Source organism: Weissella confusa (assembly GCF_004766315.1).
Lineage (GTDB): Bacteria > Bacillota > Bacilli > Lactobacillales > Lactobacillaceae > Weissella > Weissella confusa_A.
In genome coordinates, this window is sequence record NZ_PVSN01000036.1 from 25,877 (window position 1) to 48,971 (window position 23,095).

Genomic DNA, 23,095 nt, shown 5'->3' on the forward strand with positions numbered 1-23,095 from the left:
CGACATGGCTGAGTTTTCAATTCGTCAGCATTATCGGCTGATGTATGACGAACCAATTAACCTTGGGGCTGTTCAGTCACTAACTAAGGTTTACTTGCCCATTATTGGGCGTGATGCATTTACGCTGTATTTAGCATGGGCGATGATGGGTGAAACACCTGACGCTCAGAATCTACACGTCGACTTACTCGATCAATTAGCAATCAGCCAACACGATTTTCTGTCAGCTCGTCAAAACCTAGAAGGCATGGGCCTGATTAAGACCTATCGCCAAGACACGAGTTTCGGATCGCAATGGGTGTATCGTCTTTTCCCACCAATGACCATGAAGGCCTTTTTGGCGGATACGATGTTGTCTAGTTTGCTTGCGCATTATTTGGGCGATGAACTTTTCCAACAATTGGTAGACGATATTAAGCCAAAGGACGCAACGATTCCAGGTGTGAACGTCTCGACGACCTTCTTTGACATGATGGGTAATGTGTCATTTGAAAAGTTACCAGAAGCACCATTGAGCAATGATGACGCGAAGAGTGACTGGCAAAAGGAACTTCACCAGTCGGCTAAACCAGTTGACGTTGCTTTGCTGGCTGACATGCTACGCACATTTGGCGTCTCTGCGTCAGCCATTCGCAAGCATGAAGCGGACTTGACCATCGTTAAAAACTTGTATGGCCTGGGCGATGTTGATTTGGTCCGCGTCATTCAAGCGACTATTACACCTGACAATGGCATTGACATGGATGCTATTCGATCGACGCTTAAGAAGAGTTATCAATCTGAACAACGTCATCACACTGAAGTGGTTGCCAACAAGCCAGTTGAAGCGACGCAGAATACAGACGTTAAGAGCCCAGCCGAGGCCATTATTCAATCGGCCAAGAATACGGCACCACTTGTATTCTTGAAAAACTTGCGTGAAGTGAGTGGTGGGTTTGTAACGGATGCAGAAATTAAGGCGTTAGAAGACATTGCACAGCTAGATAAAGTAGCCCCAGAAGTGTTGAATGTCATGCTTTATGAATTAACGGTTGTTGAAAAAAAGGCGACCCTCAACAAGGCTTTGTTGCAAACGATTGTTAACGATTGGGCGCAAGCAAAGGTCACAACCGCCGTCGGTGCGCTCGAATACTTGCAACGTCGTGCCAAGTCGCGTCAAACGAAGCAGGAAAAGAAAGTTGCTGGCCGATCGAATGGTCGTCAGTGGCAACGCCCAACACAGGTTAAGGAAACGCGTCCCGACTGGGAAAATCAAACAGCTTCAACTGTTTCTGAAGAGGCAGCCCAGGCTGCGAAGGATCAACTGGCGCAACTCCGCGCTCGTCGACAACAGACTAACAAGGAGAATTAACTATGGCTGACGAAACATTTCGTCTGAATCGTCAAACTGATTCGGATAATCCCATGGATGTTGGGCAAGCGCTCGATCAATTCATGAATAAGAAGAACTTACATGCGCGTTATGCAGCAATTCAAAAAGAGGTTTTTGCTGAACCCGGCATCAAGGCATTCTTCGATCAAAATAAAGATGTGTTAACCCGTGATATTGTAAACCGCGATTTTGCAGTCTTGTATGAATTCTACACACAAGTTAAAAATGCCGCGGCTGGCAAGCCAGTCGTTCACCGTGGTTATAAGCCAATGCTGGAAGTGGCCGAAAATCGCATTGTGATTGTTTATCAACCAGACGAAGCCACTTTGGCTGCGCAACGTTTGCAGATGCAAGCTAACCTGGTGCAATCAATTGGGATGCCAAAGTTAATCGAACGCGCACGTTTAGACGACTTTTCTGAGGATGACCGCGATCGTTTAGCCGCTTTAACAGCGGTTATTAATTTTGTCAGCGAGTATATTGCTGACCCGAAGGCTTATCACCGTGGCTTGTATATTCACGGTTCATACGGTATTGGTAAGACCCATTTGATGGGCGCAATGGCTAATGAGCTGGCGCAAGAAGGCATTCCGGTAACGTTGGTACACTTCCCAAGCTTTGCTGTCGAAATGCGTGGGTCAATCGATTCAAAGGAAAACCCACAAGATAAGATTAATGCCATTAAGCGTGTGCCCATTTTGGTGCTTGATGATATCGGGGCTGAGTCAATTACGGCTTGGATTCGTGATGATATTTTGGGTGTTATCCTCGAATATCGTATGCAAAATGAGTTACCAACGTTCTTCACGTCAAACTTCTCAATGGACCAGCTAGAAAAGGAGCATTTCACGGTTACCAAGAGTGGCGCTGAGCCAGTTAAGGCGGAACGTCTAATGCAACGTATTCATTTCTTGGCCAAAGAAATTCAAATGGCTGGCGACAATCGTCGGGTATTTGATTAATGAAGCAGTACACAGAAAAGAAACGTTGGTGGTCTTGGCTTGTATTGATTTTACTGGTCGTAGCAAGCGTGGTTGTTTTGCGCCACAATGCCAGTTGGTATCGTACGCCACTGGGCCAGGTGACGCAGGTTAAGGTGCTACAAACTAACCGATTGACTGATCAGTATAATAATGATGTGAAAGAGGCCACGCAGTCTTTACGTGTCAAATTGTTGAACACCAGCCAAGCCGGTAAAACCATCACGGTGAAGAACACATCAGACGCCGCAATGGCGATTGAACAACCATTTAAGGTTGGTAATCAAATTTTCTTGAATCGCGCGGATCATCAAACTTGGACTGTGCAAACCATGAAACGCGATACTGTTTGGGTGCCGATTATGATTGCGGTCCTTGGTATTTTGATTATTTCGATGGGTCACGCTGGCCGTCTGACTGTCATTTCTCTGGCTGTGAATGTTGTACTCTTTATTGGCACAGTTTCATTAGATTTACACACGACCAACGGTAATATTCTTGGTTTATTCATGCTATTTAGTGTGTTAGCCTCGGCAATTACGCTTGGCTTAGTGATGGGATTCCGCCAACGACAAACTTGGGTCGTGTTCGCCACTGTTCTGACAGCGACGGCATTGGCGATGATAATTGCGTCGATTGTCTTTAAGATGACTAACAATCACGGGTTACACTTTGAACTCATGTCGTTTATTACGCAGCTTCCACAGCCATTGTTCATGGCAATGACCTTGGTTGGCGTTTTGGGTGCCGTTATGGATGAAGCAACTGATATGATTGCGACGTTGTTTAGTTTGGAACGTGAGCGTCCTAATATTACGATTCGTGAAATTATTCAGTCTGGTCGTCACGTTGGCCAAGAAATTTTCGGTGCTTTGAGTAATACATTGTTTTTGATTTTCATTGCGGAGCAAATTCCAATGGCCGTTTTGTACTTGCGTAACGGTAATGATTGGGGATTTACGTACATGATGAATATGTCACTAGGACTCGTTCAAACATTGATTAGTGCGATTGGGATTGTGCTGACGGTTCCGGCCGGCATCATGTGGGTGTTGCTGGTTCGTAAGTTCACCCGCATTAAGACGGAGGTGCCAAGATGACAGTAACCATGATTTTAGCCGTTATTTTGCTTGTCTTAATGGTCGCGATTGGTGGTGGTAAGGGCATTGGTGCTTTTGCCAGTTTGTGGGTTAATTTCGGTATTATGATCGTCATGATTGTGCTGATTAACTTCCAATTCAACGCCATGGCTGTTTTGCTTGTGGGTGGTGCCTTTTTGTTAACAATTACCATCCTGAGCGCTGGTGCTGATGAAGAAACAACGTCAATCGCCTTGATTGCAAGTTTTATTGTCATGATCGCTTTAATTCTGCTAATTCTGCCGGCAGAGCACCTGGCAATGGCGCAAGGATTTGCTGAAGAAAACTCAGAAGAACTCGAAGGATTATCATTAGGCATTAATGTTAATTTCGTCACACTAGGGATTGTGGCTGCTTTGCTTGCCACACTTGGCGCGATTGCCGAAGCAGCGATTGCGATTGCCGCTGGCGTAGGTGAATTGCGTCATGATCAACCGGATATGAAGACCAGCCAGTTAATTGGTGCCGGTCAAAAGCTAGGTCAACAAATTATCGGAACGGCTGTTAATACCGTCTTGTTTGGCTTTATGGCCGACTTTTTGAGCTTGGCGATTTGGTTTGGTAAGTTACATTACACGATTGGCGAAATCATGAATGCGAAATTATTCACGTCATCAATGCTATCCTTGTTGTATGCCATTTTAGGTGTCATTTTGGTGCTGCCAATCACATTAGCAATTTTTGTTTATCAACATAACCGGAAATCTAATACACCTTCAGAGTCCAAATAGCCGTCATAATGGCAAAAGACTAGGAATTATTAGAAAACCATGTTATGCTAATTTTAATATGTCATGACTTCAGGGGAGTGACCGTATCCTGTAGAAAGTAAGATGAGGTATCGCACATGAGTAGTGTCCTTGTTATTGAAGATGAAGTAAATTTGGCGCGTTTTGTTGAACTAGAGTTGCAACACGAAGGTTATGAAACGCACGTAGAAGACAACGGTCGTGGTGGATTACAAGCTGCATTGGACAACGATTACGATTTGATTTTGTTGGACTTGATGTTGCCAGAACTAAGTGGGTTGGAAGTGGCACGTCGTTTGCGTGAAGTTAAGAACACGCCAATCATCATGATGACGGCTCGTGATTCAGTTATTGATCGTGTTTCAGGGCTAGATTACGGGGCTGATGATTACGTGGTAAAGCCATTTGCCATTGAAGAATTGTTGGCCCGTGTCCGTGCTTTGTTGCGTCGTATTAATATCGAAACCGAAGAGCACAGCACGCACCAAAGTGTTGTCCGTTACCGTGACTTGACGGTTGAAAAGGAAAACCGCATTGCCCACCGTGGTAATGAAATCATTAATTTGACGAAGCGTGAGTACGAATTGTTGTTAATCTTGATGGAAAACATTAACGTTGTCCAATCTCGTGAGGAACTATTGAAGAAGGTTTGGGGTTACGACTCACAAATCGAAACCAATGTTGTCGATGTTTATATTCGTTACTTGCGTAATAAGATTGATCAACCAGACTCACGCGCATCATACATCCAAACCGTTCGCGGTACTGGATACGTTATGCGTCAGTAATTTTGGGGGCGACTAATGGACAATGCATCCATTATCACTGAAACACCGCAGCGCCAGGGACTCTCACTTAAATGGAAGTGGGCACTTGGTTCTGCAGCCGGTGTTTTTTTAATATTTATAATCTTTGCTTGGTTTGTTGTGCAGGCTTTTTCATCACAAATGCTGAAAACCGAGCGTCAACAAGTGGCGACGTCACTACAGGTCGTCACAACGCGTCTGCAAAATCTAGATGAAAAGAAGTTATCACCAGCTGATGTTGATGCCATGTTGCGACCAAAGTCAAATGACCTGAACAAGGTTGTTAACGACCCGGTTATGCAACAAATCACGCGTCAGGATTACACTGTGATGGTTTATAACACAAATGGTCGCCAGGTTTATCCGATTGGTGGTGCTGGTGTGTCATTCCAACGTGTTTCCGATCTGAGTGTGAAAACGGAACGTGTTAATGGGAGTTCTGTGTTGGTCGGTCGTCAGGAATTGCGCAACTCGAATAACCACCTGATTGGTTATGTCGTGATTGAAAATCATCTGACGTCTTATCATAAAACTTTTAACCGTGTGTACCTGATCATCATGATTTTGATTGGTCTGGGCTTGTTCTTGTTGGCATTGTGGGGCTACTGGCTATCAGATTACCTACTTCGTCCAGTCAACAACATCAAAAAGGTTGTTGACGAAATGCAAGCCGACCCACAATCACAAGCTCGTGTCCAACATGAAGACCGTCGTCCTGATGAATTAACGGACTTGTCAGATTTGTTGAACGACATGCTGGATCGTATGCAACGTTTCATTTTGCAACAACACCAATTCGTTGAAGATGTTTCGCACGAATTGCGTACGCCAGTGGCTATTGTTAAGGGCCACATGGAGTTATTGAATCGTTGGGGTAAGGATGATCCTAAGATATTGGCTGAGTCAATTGAGGCATCATTACAAGAAATGCGTCGTATGGAAGGGCTAGTTTCTGAAATGCTTGATTTGACGCGTGCTGATCAAGTCGAATTGACATTCCGTGATGGTGATACGGACGTAAAGGACATGATTAATGCCATTTACACGAACTTCAAGATGATTCACCCAGACTTCACATTTGGCTTGGATGATGACTTGAAGGGACCAACGATTGTTAATATGAATCGTGATCACTTGGAGCAAATTTTAATTATCTTGTCGGACAACGCCGTGAAGTACAGCCAAGACCGCAAGGAGATTCATTTTGCTGCGTCACGTTCTGGTAACTTCGTACAATTGGCCGTGCAAGACTTTGGTGAAGGTATTTCTCCAGAAGATGCTGCGCGTGTCTTCGACCGCTTCTATCGCGTTGATAAGGCACGTTCTCGTAAGCAAGGTGGTAATGGTCTCGGTTTGAGTATTGCCCAAAAGCTAGTCGAGGGTTATGGCGGTAAGATTGAACTAGAATCCGCCATTGGACAAGGATCAATCTTCCGAATTACATTGCCTATTAAGCCAGAAAAATAGTACACTAAAAGCTGTGGCCAATTCAGTTGGCCACAGCTTTTTTAATATATAAAACGAGAGATAAAGATTATGATTTTAAAACACGTTATTTTGCACATTTTGGATAAAGATGCAGGCAATCTAATTGCATCTCAAGCTGAAATTGATTTGACCCAACCAGGACTCCATGATTATCTAGAGAAGATTATTATGAAGTTTCAAACCGGCGACTTTAAGCCCGGCACGTTAACGGGTGAAGATTACTTGGCCCAGACCATCGACGACAATAATGGGTTATCGTTTGCTGAGAAGACAACCCAACTAACCGAGAAATTGTTTGACACAATCGCTGCTAGTGATGCGGTGCCAGCTGGGGATTTGTTAAGCTTTGAGTTTGCAGAGGGAACAGATGACTTCTTTGGCTTGATCAAGCTAAACTTTGCGCCACGCTATGCGCACATTGTGGATTATCGCGATGATCAATTGGTGAACAACTTGGTTTTGAATCAAGCTGTGTTGCCAGGTGCAAATCAAAAGGCAGATGAGGGGATCATTGTTAATTTGATGACTGGCGCTTATATGCTAGTCGAGAAGCAATATTTAATTGATGGACACCGCATCAATTACTTCTCAGAGCGTTTCTTGGAGATTAAGCCAGAAGAGTCTACCAAGGATAATATCAAGACAATTAAGCGCGCGGTTAAGACCGTTGCTGAGAAATTTGACGTGCCTGAACACGAAGCGATGGCAGCAACGCAAAGTGCCATTTTTGAGTCAGTCTCAGATGGTGGTCAAATCAATACTGCTGACATTGCAGAAGCTGTTTTCAAAGGTAATATTTCAGCCAAACAGGCGTATAACGAAGTGATTGCGGACAAGGAGCTTGATACTGAAATCGACGTGCCTAACGTTGAGCGTGTGGAGAAGAAATACCGGCTCCAACGTTTTAAGTTGGACTCTGGTATCGAGATCGCGATTCCGATGGATATTTACCAAGACCGTAGTAAGGTTGAATTTGTGAATAATCCAGATGGCACGATGTCACTTGTGATTAAAGACATTGAGTCAATCGTCAATAAGTTTAATTCTTAATCATGGATACGAAAAAAGACGAGTTCGCTTTATACGAACTCGTCTTTTTCTTTGAATTAATTTTCTTCTTCGTCCAACTCAGCAGAACGTTGCAAAAGAGCTTGCAATTCGTTCTTACGACGATCGCGTGGAATAAACAATCCCAACATATCTTCATTAATACCAGTCATAACATGGACAACCTCGCCAGCTTCGTTGGTCTCAACTGTTAGAGGTGACTTCAAAGACTTGATTGGACTTGCAATGACATCATTGATTGTCCAATCGTCAATTGACATACCGCGTGGATTCTTGAAAATGGTTGCTTCAGGATCCTCAGCTGCGCAAATTGCACGCATCGTTGGCACTGAAACAGGGGAGGGATGATGAGTCCTTCAACTGTACTAGCTCGTAGTCTAAGTTGTTACGTTCGAAAAAGCTCTCGACTGACTTCAACGCATTCAACGCTGAGGTGCGGTGAGAAAATGAATAAACCGTGACAGCCATGAAATTCCCTCAATTCAATCTTTTACTAATGCTTCTATTTTCACACATATAAAAAAACAGTCAAGTCTTTATAAGGCTTTTGATGTCATCTTAATGTTTCATTGGTGATAATGTGAGAATTAGGTTTTAATCAGGTTAGAAAACAGTTTGATTTAGGTCATTGAATTGCCACGCGCCTTAAACAAGCGTAAACTAATTGCATGTATATTTATGATATTTTCGTAAATTAAATATGAATTTTTCAAGGGGTTATTCTTATGGATAAGAAGAAAATCGGCCTTGGCGCGTTAATCATGATGATGTTTACCACCATTTTTGGTTTCGCCAATGGGCCTGTGGCCTTTGAGCGTATGGGTTATGCAGCAATTATTTGGTATGTTTTGGGTGCCTTGTTGTTCTTCCTACCAACTTCAATGATGTATGCCGAATTCGGTGCATCATTCAAGGACGCTAAGGGTGGTATTTACTCATGGATGGAGCGTTCATTGGGTAAGAAGGTTGCTTTTATTGCAACTTTCATCGGATTGGCATCATGGGTGATTTGGATGATTTCCGTTTCACAAAAGGTGTGGATTCCGCTCTCAACTTTGATTTTCGGTAAAGATATGACAACAACATGGTCATTGTTCGGTTTGAACGGTGGTCAAACGGTTGGTGTTTTGGCCGTTTTGTTCATCTTGGTTGTTGCATACTTTGTAACCCGTGGTGTTAAGTCAATCTCACGAATTTCTGCTTTGGGTGGTATGTTCGTTATGGCGTTGAACGTCATTTTATTGTTGGCTTCAATCGCGGTGTTGATTGGCCATGGTGGTCACTTCGCTGAGCCATTGAAGTTGCGATCATTCTTTATCTCAGGCAGCCCTGATTATCAAACGATTGGTCAAATGATTTCATTCGCGTTGTATGCTATCTTTGCTTACGCTGGTTTGGAACAAATGGGCGGTATCATGGAAGACGTTGATAACGCTGAAAAGACGTATCCAAAGGCCGCTTTGATTGCCACAACCATTATTGGTTTGGGTTACGCTATCTCAATTTTGCTTTGGGGGGCGTCAACAAACTGGACATCATTGTCAGCTGATAAGTCAGCTAACCTTGGAAACATCACGTATGTGTTGATGAACAACCTTGGGGTGCAATTGGGTGATGCCTTTGGCATGACTCACAGCGCTGGTTTGATTTTGGGTTCAATTTTCGCCCGCTTCGCTGGTATTTCAATGTTCTTTGCTTATGTTGGATCATTCTTTGTTTTGACATATGCACCATTGAAGTCATTCATTTTGGGATCACCAAAGGAAGTTTGGCCAAAGAAGTTCATTGCTTTGAATGAACATGACGTGCCTGCTGTTGCCGTTTGGTCACAAGGCATCTTGGTCTCCATTTTGGTTATCTTGATTTCATTTGGTGGTAAGAGTGCTGAGCAACTATACCTTGTTTTGACGAACATGGGTAACGTATCATCAACGTTGCCTTACGTCTTCTTGGTTGCTGCGTTCCCATTGTTTAAGCGTTTGAACGACGTTGAGCGTCCATTCGTCTTCTACAAGAACCCAACAATTACTTGGATTATCACAATCCTTGTTGAAGCTTTGACGATTGTTTCAATCTTGTTGACGATTATCTCTCCATTCCAAACGGGAGATTGGTTCAGCGGTATTTGGACGGTTGTCGGTCCAATCTTCTTCGGTGTGCTAGCGTGGGTATTGTTCACGTTGGGTGAGAAGAAGCACGGTAAGTTATAATAATGATTTAAAAAACGTGTCTGCAAAGGCACGTTTTTTCTTGCTCAAATTCAAACGCGGGAGTAACCTATATTACAACTAAGGAGGCAAGTAATATGCCAAAGATGAATATCGATATGATTAAGGGGCGTACGCCTGAAGAAATCAAGCAAATTTGGACATTTCATATGAAGTGATGCTCGCCGCATTTGGCGCACCAGATGGTGATCGTTACCAAATCGTGACGCAACACGAACCTTACGAGATGCAAATTTTGGACACTGGTCTAGGAATCGAACGCACGGATAAGGTACTTGTTTTCAGTTTGGTGACTCGTCCGCGCACAACGGAACAAAAGGTTAACTTCTATAACAACCTGGTTTCGGAGTTGCACGATAAGACTGGTCTTCGTAAAGAAGATGTGATGATTAACCTAGTTGTTAATACCGATGAGGATTGGAGCTTTGGTTACGGTGAAGCACAGTTCTTGACTGGTAAGTTGTAATCAGAAAGGAGTAAACCTGATGTTGCCAGATGAAGAAGACTATCAACCTATTGATGAGTTAACGAGTGACGAGCATAGTTGGTATGCCGTTCGCATGGTCGGCGAAGATGTCGATACGTTATTAACGGCTGCGACAACCGAATCTGACGCGGAAGGCATTGCTCATCGAACAGCAACGCAATACCCTGATTTTTCATTTTCCGTTGTCCCAGTGACCGGTATTTTTATGGACAATACTCGTTATGACAAGATGACTGATCTCCAATGGTACGGCGTCATGCCGGCAAGTCGTAAAGACAACTACATTACGCAGATATTCGTTGATTTCAAGGATTTGAATACATTTTTAAGCGATAACCGCGCAGAAAAGTATCGTTTTGTCAGTTTAATGATGAAATAAGGGGTTGACGTTACAACGTTTTACCTGTATTATTAACTATGCTGTTTAGGCAACGTAGTTAAATATGCGGATGTAGTACAATGGCTAGTGCTCCAGCCTTCCAAGCTGGGAATGCGGGTTCGATTCCCGTCGTCCGCTTACTAAAACAACCATCAAGTTTTTGATGGTTGTTTTTTTGTAAAGTAAGTTCGCAAAGAAAAACCGTGTGCTATAATAGAAACGTTAAAAAAAGAGATAGATAAGGATGTTATTTCCATGAAGATTAAAGGCTTAACGCCAATTTTGTTGATTCTGTTGGTCATTTTGTTTGTGACGGGGCACGGTTACTTCCTTGAAGGCCCATTGACTAATTTCATGCACATGTCTGAAAACTGGATTGGTGGTGCCAATGCAGTTGGTTGGTCAATCATCATCTTGACGTTCGTTGTGCGTTTGGTTTTGTTGCCATTTATGGTGCACCAACAACGTGCTGCAACGATTCAACAAGAAAAGATGCGTTTGTTGCAACCACAAATGACAAAGATTCAAGAAGCGCAAAAGAACGCCCAAACGCAAGAAGAAAAGATGCTTGCTTCTCAAGCGATGATGGCTGTCTACCGTGAGAACGGTGTATCATTGCTAGGTGGCATGAACTTTACGGTTTTGATCATACAATGGCCTGTGTTCATGGGGTTGTACGCAGCTATTAAGAACTCACCAGATTTGGTCAACGCCAGCTTCTTCGGTATCAAGTTGGCACACCAATCACCTGTATTGGCCATTGCAACAGCGGTTGTTTATGGTTTGCAAGCTTACTTGTCAATGGTAGGTGTACCGGCTGAGCAAAAGAAGCAAATGCAATCAATGATGATGATTATGCCAATTATGATGTTGTTCATGACTTGGGTAACCAACGGTGGTATCGCATTGTACTTCTTCGTTGGTGCCTTGGTTATGATCATTCAAACGTTGATCATCATCGTATGGCGTCCACGTTTGCGTCAACACGTTGCGGACACATTCGAAGTTAAGGATGTTGTTGACGATGCCTTGTCTGGTAAGTTGCAATCAGAACCAACTGGTCCATTTGCACAAGCGATGAAGGCTGCGCAAGCACAACAAGATGCACAAGCACGTAAGGATATTACAGATGACGCCAGCGAAAACACACGCCCTAAATCAAAGGGTGGTCGTAACGCGGGTAAGCAAAAGCGTTAATTAGGTTTAAAAACCAGTGACCATTTTTGGGTCACTGGTTTTTTCATGTCTCGAAAATAGAATTTTCATGTTTTATCATGTGCATTAATGTACAATATATGTACGGAGGGTGGAACGCATGACAATTAATCATACAAAAGACTCAACCCGTTATCCTGATTTGCGTGGGAAAACAGCGGTTGTAACTGGTAGTTCTTCTGGTATTGGTGAAGCGATTGCACGTCACATGGGATCTGAAGCGATGAACGTGGTGATTAACTATATCAACGCTGACGAAAAGGTGATTGATGGTTTGATTTATCTGATTGAATAATCAGGCGGACGCGCAGTGGGGATTCGTGCTGACGTTGGAACAGAAGCTGGTGTGCAGGCGATTTACGACAAAGCGATTGAAGCTTTTGGCGATATCGATGTTTGGGTTAACAACGCTGGCTTTGAAATTCAATCAGAGACACACGAAACATCTTATGAAGATTGGCAACGTGTCCTTCACGTTGACTTGGATGGTGTCTTTTTGGGAACCAAGATTGCGGTGCAGCACTTCTTGAAGCACAACAAAAAGGGAAACATTCTAAACACCTCATCAATCCACGACATTATTCCTTGGCCTATATATGCTTCATACGCAACGGCAAAGGCTGGTGTCTTGATGTTTACGAAGACAACGGCGCTTGAGTATGCTGAACGTGGCATTCGTATCAACGCCATTTCACCAGGGGCTTTGGAAACGCCAATTAACGCACAACGTTTTGCTGATCCAGCGGTTCGTGCCGACACAGAGGGCATGATCCCAATGAAGAAGGTCGGTGACCCAGTTGATGTCGCTAACGCAGCTGTGTGGCTGATTTCTAACGAAGCCTCATACATTACAGGTACGACATTGTATATCGACGGTGGAATCACGCTTTACAACGAGTTCCAAGGCGGTCGCGGTTAAATATTGGTACTATCAGACATGTTCAATTTGGACATGTCTTTTTTTAATGACTGGCATACTGTAATTTGTGATATGATTTACATATTAAGCTTTTAGGACTGGGGGCAATTCGTATGGCAGAAAACATTATGCCAGAGCGTCTAATTGAAAAAGTGCGACTACGTGACTTCGCAATTTTTACAGTTGGAACGGCTATGTATGCGTGGGGGCTGGTTAACGTGAATATTCCCAATCACCTGGCCGAAGGTGGTGTAACAGGTATTACGTTGATCTTTAAAGCGTTGCTAAATATTAATCCTGCGTTATCAACGCTATTTTTGAACATTCCATTGCTCTTAATTGGATTGCGGATGCTCGGAAAGCGCGCATTGATTTACACATTATATGGGATTTTCAGTCTGTCATTTTGGTTGTGGCTATGGCAACTAATACCATTCGATTTAGACTTGCAGCATGATTTGCTGATTTCGGCTTTGCTAGCAGGATTGTTTGGTGGATTAGGTTCGGGGTTAATTTATCGCTATGGTGGGACAACTGGTGGAACGGACGTCATTGCGCGAATCTTAGAACAGAAGCTAAACATCCCCATGGGACGCACGTTATTCGCACTTGATGTCGTGGTTTTGACAGCTTCATTGGTTTACATTGACGTCGTTCAAATGATGTACACCGTTATCGCAGCCTTCGTGTTCGCACAAATGGTTAACTTCACCCAAAAGGGATCTTATGCAGCTCGTGCATTCTTAATCTTCACATCAAAGCCGGAAGAGATTTCGCATGCGATTATGCAAGATTTGGAACGTGGAACGTCGTTGCTTCACGCTGAAGGTGGCTTTACGCACAATGAACAACGCGTTGTCTACGCAGTGGTTGATCCGTCAGAAATGAACGTCGTGCGAAAGATTATTGATGATATTGACCCACGTGCATTCGTGACAGTCATGGATACACAAGAAACATTAGGTGAAGGATTCTCGTTTGCTCGTCCGAAGAAATCATTCTTTAAGTTTTAAAATAAAAGCTGGTATTAACGATTTAACGACGTTAATACCAGCTTTTTTAATTTACTTTTGTGGCTAAAATGCCTATATGACGCGGTTTTACAGCGCACACCCAAAATAATTAGCGCTCTAACAAAGAGAGTGCTAGAAAATGCTTGCAATGGTTTTGTAATAGTTGTACAATTAGTTTACAAAGTTGAGGGATGGCCGTGGGGGCCTCCTCATTACAGCCGAGTTTAACAATTGAATATTGGGGGGATTGTAAATAAAATGGCAAACTTTAATGATTTTAACAACATGGATGATATCTTTAACCAAATGATGGGACGCATGGGTGGTTTCAACTCAGAGAATTCTCGTTATTTGATCAACGGGCGTGAGGTAACGCCTGAAGAATTCGCAGAATACCGTCGTACTGGTCAACTACCTAACAGTGCTAACCAAGACTTACCAGAAGTCGAGCCAAACGGGCAAGCACCAAAGAAGGATGGCATTCTAGCAAAGCTTGGCCGTAACTTGACGCAAGAGGCCCGTGAAGGTTTGTTGGATCCAGTTATCGGTCGTAACAAGGAAATTCAAGAAACGGCTGAAATCTTGAGCCGTCGTACCAAGAACAACCCAGTCCTTGTTGGAGACGCTGGAGTTGGTAAGACTGCGGTTGTTGAAGGGTTGGCACAAGCAATTGTTGCTGGTGATGTGCCTGCTTCAATTCGCAACAAGGAAGTTGTCTCAATTGATCTTTCAAGCATCGAGGCTGGTACACAATACCGTGGTTCATTCGAAGAGAACGTGCAAAACTTGATTAAGGAAGTCAAGGAAGCCGGTAACGTGGTTATCTTCTTCGATGAGATTCACCAAATCCTAGGTACAGGTGCGATGGGTGGTGATTCAGGTTCAAAGGGCTTGGCTGATATTTTGAAGCCGGCTTTGAGTCGTGGGGAGTTCACCGTTATCGGTGCAACGACACAAGATGAGTACCGTAACACGATTTTGAAGAACGCTGCTTTGGCACGTCGTTTCAACGAAGTCACAGTTAACGCACCTTCACCAGAGGATGCTTTCAACATCTTGCTTGGTTTGCGTGACTTGTATGCCCAACACCACAACGTTGAATTGCCTGACAATGTTTTGAAGGCAGCGGTTGATTACTCAATTCAATACATTCCACAACGTTCTTTGCCTGATAAGGCCATCGACTTGTTGGATATGACGGCTGCTCACTTGGCTGCTAAGAACCCCGTCACTGACGTGGTGTCATTGGAAGAGCAAATCAAGCGTGAACGTGAGGCACAACAACTAGCTGCTGATAAGGAAGATTACGAGTCAGCTGCACAACACAAGGTTAAGATTGACGAATTGCAAAAGCAAATCGACGACGCTGGTGAAGCTAAGAAGGTAACGGCTACGGTTAACGACGTGGCTGAGTCAGTTGAGCGTTTGACTGGTGTGCCGGTTGCACAAATGGGTGCTTCAGACATTGAACGTTTGAAGGGTATTAACGAGCGTTTGCGCGGTAAGGTTATCGGTCAAGACGATGCCGTTGAAGCCGTATCACGTGCTATCCGTCGTAACCGTGCCGGCTTCGATGAAGGAAACCGTCCAATTGGTAGCTTCTTGTTCGTTGGACCTACTGGAACAGGTAAGACTGAGTTGGCAAAGCAATTAGCTTTGGATATGTTTGGTTCAAAGGACCACGTTATCCGTTTGGACATGTCAGAGTACTCAGATTTGACGGCCGTTTCTAAGTTGATTGGTGCAACTGCTGGATACGTTGGATACGATGACAACAGCAACACGTTGACTGAGCGTGTTCGTCGTCAACCATATGCTATCGTCTTGCTAGATGAGATTGAAAAGGCTAACCCACAAGTTTTGACGTTGTTGTTGCAAGTGATGGACGACGGTCGTTTGACTGATGGACAAGGAAACACGGTTAACTTCAAGAACACCGTTGTGATTGCCACATCAAACGCCGGCTTTGGAAACGAAGCTTTGATGGGTGACGATGCCAAGGATAAGGAATTGATGGAGAAATTGGCACCATACTTCCGTCCAGAATTCTTGAACCGTTTCAACGCTATTGTAGAGTTCTCACACTTGACGAAGGAAGACTTGAACCAAATTGTCGACTTGATGTTGAATGATGTTAACGATACATTGGCCAAGAAGGATATTGTCTTGACGGTTACGCCTGAAGCCAAGGCTTGGTTGATTGACGAAGGTTACGATGAGGCCATGGGAGCACGTCCATTGCGTCGTGTCATCGAACAACAAATTCGTGACAATGTGACCGACTTCTACTTGGATCACTTGGACGCTAAGAACTTGCAAGCTGACCTCGTTGACAACAAGATTGTTATTTCAGAATTGTAAAAATTTAAGTCGCTAAAAGGGCCTGTAGACAGCTATTTTTACCGGCGTTTAAAATGGGTGTAAACTTTATTATGTAAGAATATTGAGATAGGGTGGATAACATGTTAGAGAAACAAGTATTTAGCAAGCTTTTATCTAAAGCTTTTGATGTACCCGTTATGGTGACGTATTGGGATGGCAAGTCTGAAAACTACGGTGCCGGTTTGCCAGAGATTCACATCAAGTTAAACGAGAAACCAAACATGAAGTCCTTAGCTAAGATGCCAACATTGACACTCGCTGAGGCGTACATGAATCGTGGCATTGAAATCGAAGGTAGCATCCAAGAATTGATTGCTTCCGCTTACCGCCAATCTGGTAGTTTTTTGACCGATCAAAGTGGGTTCAAGGGCACATTGACGAAGATGCTCCACGGCCACGATAAGAACGAATCTAAAGAAGACATTCACAGTCACTATGATATCGGTAACGACTTCTATAAGGAGTGGTTGGACCCATCAATGACTTATTCTGCGGCATACTGGCCAAAGGATGATATGACATTGGAAGAGGCTCAGATGGCCAAGGTTCACCATATCTTAGACAAGTTGCACAGTGAACCAGGCAAGAAGCTATTGGATATCGGTTCTGGCTGGGGAACTTTGATTATCACAGCCGCCCAAGAATACGGCCTTGAAACATACGGAGTAACGTTGTCAGAAGAACAATACGCCTTTACGAACCAACGTATTCAAGAACTAGGCCTACAAGATAAGGTCCATGTCATGTTACGCGATTACCGTGATGCGGATATGACTTTTGATTACATCACCTCAGTTGGGATGTTCGAGCACGTCGGTAAGGAAAACCTCGGTGAGTACTTTAAGGATGTCGCTAACTATCTCGTACCAAATGGTCGTGCGTTGATTCACGGCATTACTGGCCAGCACTACGGCGCCGGTGTCGATCCATTTATTCAAAAGTACATCTTCCCAGGCGGTTACATTCCAAACATCGCTGAGAATGTGACGCACATTATGGAAGCTGGTATGCAATTGGACGATATCGAACCATTACGTCGTCACTACCAAAAGACGTTGGAAACTTGGACTGAGAATTACCACGCGGTTTACGATGAAACGGTTGCAAATCGTGGTGAAGCCTTTGCGCGCGCTTGGGATTTGTATCTCCAAGGTAGTGCAGCTTCATTTGAATCAGGTAACATTGATGTGATTCAATTCCTGATGACAAAGGGGGCAGCCGGTCAAGGCTTGCCAATGAGTCGCGCCTACATGACAGCTCGTGAAAATTAAATCATTATCAGCGCTTGCCATAATTTTGTGGCAGGCGCTTTTTTTACAGTTGTGTAACGAAAACGCTTTCTTAAAACCATTTCGTTTCGCTTACCTTTCGTAACCTTTATGCTAGTCAAGCGAGAGATCGAAAAGGCGACCGCAGACGCCAAATTAGAGACACAAGGTGAGTGAAAAATTATGAAGTTTATTAAAGGATTAGCCAGTGTTGTATTGGCAACGCTAGTTTTAGCCAATGCAACCATTGCTAACGCAGCCACATGGGCATACAGCAATCTAAACGCGTCAGACACGGTTGTCGCGTATTCAGCCGATTATCCCGCGCAAACTGCAGCAGCAGCAGCGTATTGGAACAGCCTTGCGGGAACAACAGTTATTGCCGTAACGAATAATCAAGCTGACGCAACCGTCACGATTGAAAAGAAGGACACCCCCGCTGGCTACGCTGATCCAAACGTGGCGCTAACGTACGCGCCAAATGGGATTACTGATATTTATCCATCACGCGTGGCGACGCAAGGGGTTGATTTGCAAACAGTCATTACCCACGAACTAGGCCACTCGTTGGGCTTGGATCACGATGCCGGATCAACGTTGATGGCTCCGGCTGGTGGTCAATTAGGTGGTCAAGCACATGATTATCAAGCTTTGAAGGCTGACTTGGCGAGCCATGGCCGTCAATTGGATAATCCCGCCTACGAGGCAACTAAGACAGCATCGGTGTCATCTAGCCAAACAAGCCCTACTTCGTCTGAGACATCAGTTAGTGAAAAGAGTTCGTCAACTGAAACGACGTCCGCTTCTGAACAAAAGCAACCTGAGACAACGGCCACAGAAGTCGCTGAAACGGCTGCCAGTCAAATCGCAGGATCAGCAACTGTCACGCGTGATGCGACTTTTGTCAAGCCATCCGCAGCTACCGTCAGTGTCGAATCATTGCCCAAACCAACGAAAACAAGTAATCAAGGCGGTCGTTTGAAGCAAGAAGTGAAGGTGGTTCTTCACAAAGTTTCAAGCGCCTTAGCAACCAATTAGTGACATTTTCTTATAAGACTCCCTGATAACAAAATCGGGGAGTTTTTTTCATTGACTTTTCAGTTTGTTAACAAAAACGCTTACATAAAACTATTGGCTTTAACTTACAAAACGTAAGGCGTAATTTAGATTGTAAGTTATAAAACAGTAGGGATATGAATCATGAATTTTTCAAAGGGACTGCTTGGTGTGGCAGTTGCTGCTACACTGCTAGCAGACACACCATCAGCTCATGCGGTTACATGGGCAACCAGTAATTTAAACAGTAGCAACATGGTTGTGGCTTATTCGCCAGACTACCCAAATCAGGTAGCCAACGCAGCGGCGTACTGGAATAATCTAGCTGGGACTACCGTGGTCGGTGTCACAAGTGACCCCAGTGCCGCTTCAGTTACAATCAAGGACGTCCCTGTGCCAGACGGTGACAACACGCCTAATTTGGCGTTGACCTTTGCACCAACTGGTGAAACGGACATTTATCAGCAACGTATCACTGAGCAGGGATCTGATTTGCAGACGGTGATTACGCACGAGTTAGGCCACTCATTGGGGTTGGATCATGATCCAGCCTCAACATTGATGGCGCCGTCAATGTTGAGGCATTAAAGGCTGATTTAGCTAGTCATGGCCGTGAAATTGATAATCCGGCATTCGATGCGCCACAAACAAGCCAAGCCGCCAGTTCAACGGCAGCTGCAAGTAATGCTGCAAGCGCATCATCAGTCAGCCAACCCGAATCAAGTGTCGCGTCATCAGCAGCTGAGTCATCACAAACAACGACAAGTCGAACAGCTCGTGCCACTCGTGACGATGCAAGTACGCAATCGCAACAACTTGCAACAATCGAGACGACGCCAGATCAACCAAAGACATTTGATGCCAAGATGTCAACGGTGGCGCATAACACAACCAAGCACATTGTCGAGGGTGCCATGATTGTTGTTGGTGCCGTGGCCGGTCTCTTTACAGCAATGGCCCGTTATTCACGCGCACATATCGATTAAGCTAGATATCAGACTTTCCATTTGTACAAGTGGGAAGTCTTTTTCTTTTGCTGATATATTAGTCAATCCACATTTGTATACTTGTGTAGTGTAAGTATAGTAAGCGACAACAAGTACAGGAGGGACGCATGTTTTTAGCGATTAGAGAGATTAAAAAAGAAAAACTACGGTACGGGTTGATTCTGACGGTCGTCGTCTTGATCAGTTATCTGATTTTTATTTTAAGTGCCCTGGCACTTGGACTAGCAACAGCCAACACCGCTGCCGTGGACAGTTGGCAGTCTAAGTCATTTGTGATGACCAAGGATGCTAACGGTAATGCAGGACAGTCATTGCTCACGGCGAAACAGGTGAGTCAATTAAGCAACCGTAACACCGCGACGCTGGGCATTACACCGGTGAATATGAAAATTGACGGCAAGCGGGAATCCGCCCAATTCGTGGGGATGAACAATGATGAGTACATTGCTAAAGAGTTGCAACTAACTAAGGGGCATTTACCAAAGGCAGCCAATGAAGTGGTAGTCGCTGACTCAGTTAATAAGGATAATTTTGGTATCGGGGACAAGGTTTCAATCGGCCTATCTGACACGAAATATAAAATTGTGGGTTATGTCAAAAATGCCACGTATAACACTGCACCTGTTATTTATGGTGAGTTAGCGGAGTGGCGTGCCATTAAGGGTGTTTCAGATCAATTCCCAGGTAGCGTGGTTGCCTCAAAAACGTCTCAATCGGTCGACGATAACACCCTGAAGACGTATTCATATCAGGCCTTTATCAATAAACTGCCAGGTTATACGCCACAAAAAGCGACGTTTGGCCTAATGATCGGTTTCCTGATTGTCATTTCCTTGATTGTGATTACCATCTTCCTCTATATTCTAACGGTTCAAAAATTGCCTAACTTGGCCGTTCTACGTGCCCAAGGAATTCCAAATCGTTTCTTGGCTCAAAATACATTGTTTGAAACGTTCTTTATTATGGCGACTGGCATCATCGTCGGTGCTGTATTGTCAGCATTAACAGAATTTGGCATTCCGGATAGTGTCCCAATGGCATTTGATTGGGGATTAATGGGACTTATTGCAGCCGGATTGATGGTAACCGGCCTACTAGGTGCGATTATTCCAATTCGTGTGATTAGCAAGATTGATCCCGTATCAGTGATTGGAGGTTAGGACAATGCGTGAAGAAAAACTATCTCTTGAACATGTCACCAAACAATTTGGTCAGAAAACCAATTTAGTCACAGCATTAGAAGACGTCAGTTTATCATTTAAAGCCGGCCAGGTGTCACTCATTATTGGACCTTCAGGGTCTGGTAAAAGTACCTTGCTGACGATTTTAGGTGGCTTACAGACGCCGACAGAAGGTTCAGTTCGATTGAATGGGCGCGATATTAGTGATTTAAGTACCAAAGAAGCCGAAAGAACACGGTTGGAACAAATTGGCTTTGTCTTACAGGCATATAATCTCGTACCATATTTAACAGTCGCGGACCAATTTAAGCTGGTTAAGCAAGTAAAACCCGACAACAACCTTAGCGCAGCTGATTTTGACAAAATCATCGATACGCTGGGCATCAAAAAACTCTTAAACAAATACCCCGGTGAACTATCCGGTGGCCAACAGCAACGAGTAGCCATTGCTCGTGCGTTGTATACAAACCCGGCAATCGTTTTAGCCGACGAGCCAACTGCCGCATTAGATACGGCTCGTGTCAAAGAAGTTGGGCAACTTTTCGCTAATATTGCGCATGATGAGCAAAAAGCAGTCGTCATCGTCACGCACGATGATCGACTACGTGAATTTGCCGATAATGTCTACAAAATTGTCGACGGAAAACTATCTAATACGGACTGATTAGCACACTTTCTAACACCTTTTGGGTATACTGGAATAGTTAAACAGAATTAAAGTAAGGGAGGACCTCGTATGTTGAGGAATCCTTGGTTAAAAATTGTGCTAGCCATTGGGTTTGAAGATGGCTGGGTCGTCGGTCTAAAACACGCTAATCAATGGTGGGAATGGGGACTAACCCTCATTGCCTTAGGGTTATCATTCCTTTTATTCATGACAGCCGTCGACAAATTGCCAGTTGGTACCGTATATGCCGTATTCGTTGGGCTTGGTTCCGCTGCAACTGTTTTGACGGGATGGTTGGTATTTGGTGACAAGTTAGACTTACCGGAACTACTGTTCTTAGCTATCTTATTAGGTGGTGTGATTGGTCTTAAGTTGATAACGGAGGAACGCACATAATGGCATGGGTATTTCTTGTTCTCGCCGGCTTAATGGAAGTTTCTGGCGTTATCATGATTAATGAATGGCAACGACGCAAAGCTTGGTGGGCTGCCGCTGGTATGGCCATTGGTGGTGCATTAAGTATTGGTCTGCTTGGTCTCGCTTTACGCCAGATTCCGATGGGAACTGGTTACGCAATCTGGACAGGTATCGGGTCTGCCGGTGGTACAATCGTCGGCATGTATTTATATAAAGAATCAAAAGATTGGAAGCGCATCTTATTTATCACGATGATTATCGTCGGTGCGGTTGGTCTAAAGCTGACCACAGGTAAAGGATAGCGACAGGAAGAGGGGCAACCCTCTTTTTTTGTAGTTGCTCATTTACGTCATAACCGTTACGATTAGAGAATAGAAAAGATTTTGCTGAGTATCGATTTACTGGGGAGTAACGACTTTAGCAATTAATAGGGAATAATGTATGCGAACACGAGATGAGAATAAGATTCAAGCTTTAGAAAACGCAACGTTTGATTTAGTGGAAGAATCAGGAATTGCAAATTTAAGCATTAATAAACTAGCGAAACGCGCCGGTGTATCGGTTGCGACGACCTATATTTATTATGAAAACAAGGCCGATTTATTGGGCCAACTATTTGGCAAGGTCCAAGACAATTTAATCACACAATTACCAATGCCAGATCAGACGCTGACACCACAGGATCAGTTTGCAACTTTGATGCGTGATTATGCAGCTAATTTCGAGAAACACCCGAAGCAAGTTGCTTTCATGGCAACAATGGTTGCTAATCCAGAATTTTTGCCAGATGAGATGCAGGGTGAAGGTTCATTGCTCAGTCCAGCCATGTTGACTGTTATTAAGCAAGCGTACCAACAACAACTGTTAACGACAGCCAATGTTGATATCATCGTGGCACAAGCTTTACAGCCGATGCAATGGCTCATGCAGTCACGCCTACGCAATAATCTTAGCGTTAGTGAAGATGAACTTAATATACTTATTCAACTCGCAACCCGTGCGTTGTTTAAGTAAATGAGACACCTCAGATAGATTATGCGGTGTACCCAAAAAGTTAAAGTAAAATATTTTAGCTGATTAAGCGGCCATTTGTCGGTATTCTACCGGTGAGTGGCCGTTTAATTTTGCTTGAATTCGTGTGTTGTTGTAATACAGTATCCAATTGTTAATTGCATCAATCAACTCTTTTGCTGATGAATAATTGTTCAATGGGCCGATTTCGACTTTCAACTTATTAAAGAAACTTTCCATAACCGCATTGTCTAGAGCGGTCG

Annotated in this window: 23 protein-coding genes, 1 tRNA gene and 2 pseudogenes; 23 read left to right on the forward strand and 3 right to left on the reverse strand. The window is 44.0% G+C overall.

Translation table 11 applies throughout. The features are described 5' to 3' along the window. The first annotated feature begins 4 nt into the window (after nt 1-4). The 7 genes from C6P11_RS05695 (at nt 5) to C6P11_RS05725 (ending at nt 7,584) form a co-directional block, all read left to right on the forward strand. Nucleotides 5-1,351 (forward strand): DnaD domain protein, encoded by a 1,347-nt coding sequence (locus tag C6P11_RS05695; RefSeq protein WP_135519424.1) that lies wholly within the window; start codon nt 5-7, stop codon nt 1,349-1,351. 2 nt (nt 1,352-1,353) lie between these two features. Then, on the forward strand, nt 1,354-2,334 hold the full coding sequence (gene dnaI / locus C6P11_RS05700; protein WP_135519426.1) for a primosomal protein DnaI: 981 nt from the start codon (nt 1,354-1,356) through the stop codon (nt 2,332-2,334). Beyond that, on the forward strand, nt 2,334-3,452 hold the full coding sequence (locus tag C6P11_RS05705; RefSeq protein WP_135519428.1) for a YibE/F family protein: 1,119 nt from the start codon (nt 2,334-2,336) through the stop codon (nt 3,450-3,452). Before dnaI ends, C6P11_RS05705 begins: the two co-directional genes overlap by 1 nt. Then, nucleotides 3,449-4,222, forward strand: coding sequence for a YibE/F family protein (locus C6P11_RS05710; protein ID WP_135519430.1), 774 nt, complete (start codon nt 3,449-3,451; stop codon nt 4,220-4,222). The genes C6P11_RS05705 and C6P11_RS05710 overlap by 4 nt, the downstream gene beginning before the upstream one ends. Before the next feature lie 116 nt (nt 4,223-4,338). After that, on the forward strand, nt 4,339-5,028 hold the full coding sequence (locus C6P11_RS05715; RefSeq protein ID WP_135519432.1) for a response regulator transcription factor: 690 nt from the start codon (nt 4,339-4,341) through the stop codon (nt 5,026-5,028). Between the two features lie 15 nt (nt 5,029-5,043). Next, a complete protein-coding gene (locus C6P11_RS05720) occupies nt 5,044-6,513 on the forward strand; it encodes a sensor histidine kinase (RefSeq protein WP_135519434.1) in 1,470 nt (489 codons plus the stop codon). A gap of 69 nt (nt 6,514-6,582) precedes the next feature. After that, entirely contained in the window at nt 6,583-7,584 is a 1,002-nt protein-coding gene (locus C6P11_RS05725) for a nucleoid-associated protein (protein WP_135519436.1), read from the forward strand. A 56-nt stretch (nt 7,585-7,640) separates the two neighbouring features. Here the strand turns inward: C6P11_RS05725 and C6P11_RS05730 are convergent, their stop codons facing one another. Then, complete coding sequence (locus C6P11_RS05730; RefSeq protein WP_245299797.1) at nt 7,641-7,922, reverse strand: hypothetical protein; 282 nt, start codon at nt 7,920-7,922, stop codon at nt 7,641-7,643. Between the two features lie 405 nt (nt 7,923-8,327). On the opposite strand from C6P11_RS05730, the gene yjeM reads away from it, so the two are divergent. The 11 genes and pseudogenes from yjeM to C6P11_RS05785 all read left to right on the forward strand — a co-directional run bounded on the left by yjeM (nt 8,328) and on the right by C6P11_RS05785 (nt 19,137). Beyond that, complete coding sequence (gene yjeM, locus C6P11_RS05735) at nt 8,328-9,812, forward strand: glutamate/gamma-aminobutyrate family transporter YjeM (protein ID WP_135519438.1); 1,485 nt, start codon at nt 8,328-8,330, stop codon at nt 9,810-9,812. Between the two features lie 95 nt (nt 9,813-9,907). Beyond that, a pseudogene (locus C6P11_RS05740) lies at nt 9,908-10,296 on the forward strand (tautomerase family protein). Between the two features lie 19 nt (nt 10,297-10,315). After that, a complete protein-coding gene (locus tag C6P11_RS05745) occupies nt 10,316-10,696 on the forward strand; it encodes a hypothetical protein (protein WP_135519439.1) in 381 nt (126 codons plus the stop codon). A gap of 66 nt (nt 10,697-10,762) precedes the next feature. Beyond that, nucleotides 10,763-10,834: transfer RNA gene (locus C6P11_RS05750), tRNA-Gly, on the forward strand. Nucleotides 10,835-10,951: 117 nt separating this feature from the next. After that, a complete protein-coding gene (gene yidC, locus C6P11_RS05755; protein WP_135519441.1) occupies nt 10,952-11,893 on the forward strand; it encodes a membrane protein insertase YidC in 942 nt (313 codons plus the stop codon). Between the two features lie 118 nt (nt 11,894-12,011). Next, nucleotides 12,012-12,830, forward strand: a pseudogene (locus C6P11_RS05760) (glucose 1-dehydrogenase). Between the two features lie 128 nt (nt 12,831-12,958). Next, complete coding sequence (locus tag C6P11_RS05765) at nt 12,959-13,843, forward strand: YitT family protein (RefSeq protein WP_135519466.1); 885 nt, start codon at nt 12,959-12,961, stop codon at nt 13,841-13,843. Nucleotides 13,844-14,101: 258 nt separating this feature from the next. Next, a complete protein-coding gene (locus tag C6P11_RS05770) occupies nt 14,102-16,204 on the forward strand; it encodes an AAA family ATPase (protein WP_135519443.1) in 2,103 nt (700 codons plus the stop codon). 101 nt (nt 16,205-16,305) lie between these two features. Further along, the gene (locus C6P11_RS05775; RefSeq protein ID WP_135519445.1) at nt 16,306-17,496 is read left to right on the forward strand and encodes an SAM-dependent methyltransferase; all 1,191 of its coding nucleotides are present in this window, start codon (nt 16,306-16,308) and stop codon (nt 17,494-17,496) included. A gap of 180 nt (nt 17,497-17,676) precedes the next feature. Next, nucleotides 17,677-18,531, forward strand: coding sequence for a matrixin family metalloprotease (locus tag C6P11_RS05780; protein WP_135519447.1), 855 nt, complete (start codon nt 17,677-17,679; stop codon nt 18,529-18,531). 162 nt (nt 18,532-18,693) lie between these two features. Beyond that, entirely contained in the window at nt 18,694-19,137 is a 444-nt protein-coding gene (locus C6P11_RS05785; protein WP_135519449.1) for a matrixin family metalloprotease, read from the forward strand. Nucleotides 19,138-19,153: 16 nt separating this feature from the next. Here the strand turns inward: C6P11_RS05785 and C6P11_RS05790 are convergent, their stop codons facing one another. Further along, a complete protein-coding gene (locus C6P11_RS05790; RefSeq protein WP_135519451.1) occupies nt 19,154-19,333 on the reverse strand; it encodes a hypothetical protein in 180 nt (59 codons plus the stop codon). A 330-nt stretch (nt 19,334-19,663) separates the two neighbouring features. On the opposite strand from C6P11_RS05790, the gene C6P11_RS05795 reads away from it, so the two are divergent. From C6P11_RS05795 to C6P11_RS05815, 5 genes are all read left to right on the forward strand, one after another. After that, a complete protein-coding gene (locus C6P11_RS05795) occupies nt 19,664-20,716 on the forward strand; it encodes an ABC transporter permease (RefSeq protein WP_135519453.1) in 1,053 nt (350 codons plus the stop codon). Between the two features lie 4 nt (nt 20,717-20,720). Further along, entirely contained in the window at nt 20,721-21,401 is a 681-nt protein-coding gene (locus C6P11_RS05800; protein ID WP_135519456.1) for an ABC transporter ATP-binding protein, read from the forward strand. Between the two features lie 72 nt (nt 21,402-21,473). Beyond that, on the forward strand, nt 21,474-21,800 hold the full coding sequence (locus C6P11_RS05805; RefSeq protein WP_135519458.1) for a DMT family transporter: 327 nt from the start codon (nt 21,474-21,476) through the stop codon (nt 21,798-21,800). Continuing rightward, nucleotides 21,800-22,123 (forward strand): DMT family transporter, encoded by a 324-nt coding sequence (locus C6P11_RS05810; protein WP_135519460.1) that lies wholly within the window; start codon nt 21,800-21,802, stop codon nt 22,121-22,123. Before C6P11_RS05805 ends, C6P11_RS05810 begins: the two co-directional genes overlap by 1 nt. Nucleotides 22,124-22,262: 139 nt before the next feature. Further along, entirely contained in the window at nt 22,263-22,835 is a 573-nt protein-coding gene (locus tag C6P11_RS05815; RefSeq protein ID WP_135519462.1) for a TetR/AcrR family transcriptional regulator, read from the forward strand. A 63-nt stretch (nt 22,836-22,898) separates the two neighbouring features. On the opposite strand, the gene C6P11_RS05820 is transcribed toward C6P11_RS05815, so the two are convergent. Then, the coding region (locus C6P11_RS05820) for an IS3 family transposase (protein WP_167849493.1) at nt 22,899-23,095 on the reverse strand (197 nt) is incomplete at its 5' end.

What these genes read in the sequence shown, in the direction of transcription:
- C6P11_RS05695 (WP_135519424.1), top strand. Translation starts at nt 5, where the DNA reads ATGGCTGAGTTTTCAATTCGTCAGCATTATCGGCTGATGTATGACGAA.
- C6P11_RS05785 (WP_135519449.1), top strand. Translation starts at nt 18,694, where the DNA reads ATGAATTTTTCAAAGGGACTGCTTGGTGTGGCAGTTGCTGCTACACTG.
- dnaI (WP_135519426.1), top strand. Translation starts at nt 1,354, where the DNA reads ATGGCTGACGAAACATTTCGTCTGAATCGTCAAACTGATTCGGATAAT.
- yidC (WP_135519441.1), top strand. Translation starts at nt 10,952, where the DNA reads ATGAAGATTAAAGGCTTAACGCCAATTTTGTTGATTCTGTTGGTCATT.
- C6P11_RS05810 (WP_135519460.1), top strand. Translation starts at nt 21,800, where the DNA reads ATGGCATGGGTATTTCTTGTTCTCGCCGGCTTAATGGAAGTTTCTGGC.
- C6P11_RS05795 (WP_135519453.1), top strand. Translation starts at nt 19,664, where the DNA reads ATGTTTTTAGCGATTAGAGAGATTAAAAAAGAAAAACTACGGTACGGG.
- C6P11_RS05715 (WP_135519432.1), top strand. Translation starts at nt 4,339, where the DNA reads ATGAGTAGTGTCCTTGTTATTGAAGATGAAGTAAATTTGGCGCGTTTT.
- C6P11_RS05720 (WP_135519434.1), top strand. Translation starts at nt 5,044, where the DNA reads ATGGACAATGCATCCATTATCACTGAAACACCGCAGCGCCAGGGACTC.
- C6P11_RS05745 (WP_135519439.1), top strand. Translation starts at nt 10,316, where the DNA reads ATGTTGCCAGATGAAGAAGACTATCAACCTATTGATGAGTTAACGAGT.
- C6P11_RS05775 (WP_135519445.1), top strand. Translation starts at nt 16,306, where the DNA reads ATGTTAGAGAAACAAGTATTTAGCAAGCTTTTATCTAAAGCTTTTGAT.
- C6P11_RS05770 (WP_135519443.1), top strand. Translation starts at nt 14,102, where the DNA reads ATGGCAAACTTTAATGATTTTAACAACATGGATGATATCTTTAACCAA.
- C6P11_RS05730 (WP_245299797.1), bottom strand. Translation starts at nt 7,922, where the DNA reads ATGCGTGCAATTTGCGCAGCTGAGGATCCTGAAGCAACCATTTTCAAG.
- C6P11_RS05780 (WP_135519447.1), top strand. Translation starts at nt 17,677, where the DNA reads ATGAAGTTTATTAAAGGATTAGCCAGTGTTGTATTGGCAACGCTAGTT.
- C6P11_RS05800 (WP_135519456.1), top strand. Translation starts at nt 20,721, where the DNA reads ATGCGTGAAGAAAAACTATCTCTTGAACATGTCACCAAACAATTTGGT.
- C6P11_RS05725 (WP_135519436.1), top strand. Translation starts at nt 6,583, where the DNA reads ATGATTTTAAAACACGTTATTTTGCACATTTTGGATAAAGATGCAGGC.
- C6P11_RS05805 (WP_135519458.1), top strand. Translation starts at nt 21,474, where the DNA reads ATGTTGAGGAATCCTTGGTTAAAAATTGTGCTAGCCATTGGGTTTGAA.
- C6P11_RS05705 (WP_135519428.1), top strand. Translation starts at nt 2,334, where the DNA reads ATGAAGCAGTACACAGAAAAGAAACGTTGGTGGTCTTGGCTTGTATTG.
- yjeM (WP_135519438.1), top strand. Translation starts at nt 8,328, where the DNA reads ATGGATAAGAAGAAAATCGGCCTTGGCGCGTTAATCATGATGATGTTT.
- C6P11_RS05815 (WP_135519462.1), top strand. Translation starts at nt 22,263, where the DNA reads ATGCGAACACGAGATGAGAATAAGATTCAAGCTTTAGAAAACGCAACG.
- C6P11_RS05710 (WP_135519430.1), top strand. Translation starts at nt 3,449, where the DNA reads ATGACAGTAACCATGATTTTAGCCGTTATTTTGCTTGTCTTAATGGTC.
- C6P11_RS05765 (WP_135519466.1), top strand. Translation starts at nt 12,959, where the DNA reads ATGCCAGAGCGTCTAATTGAAAAAGTGCGACTACGTGACTTCGCAATT.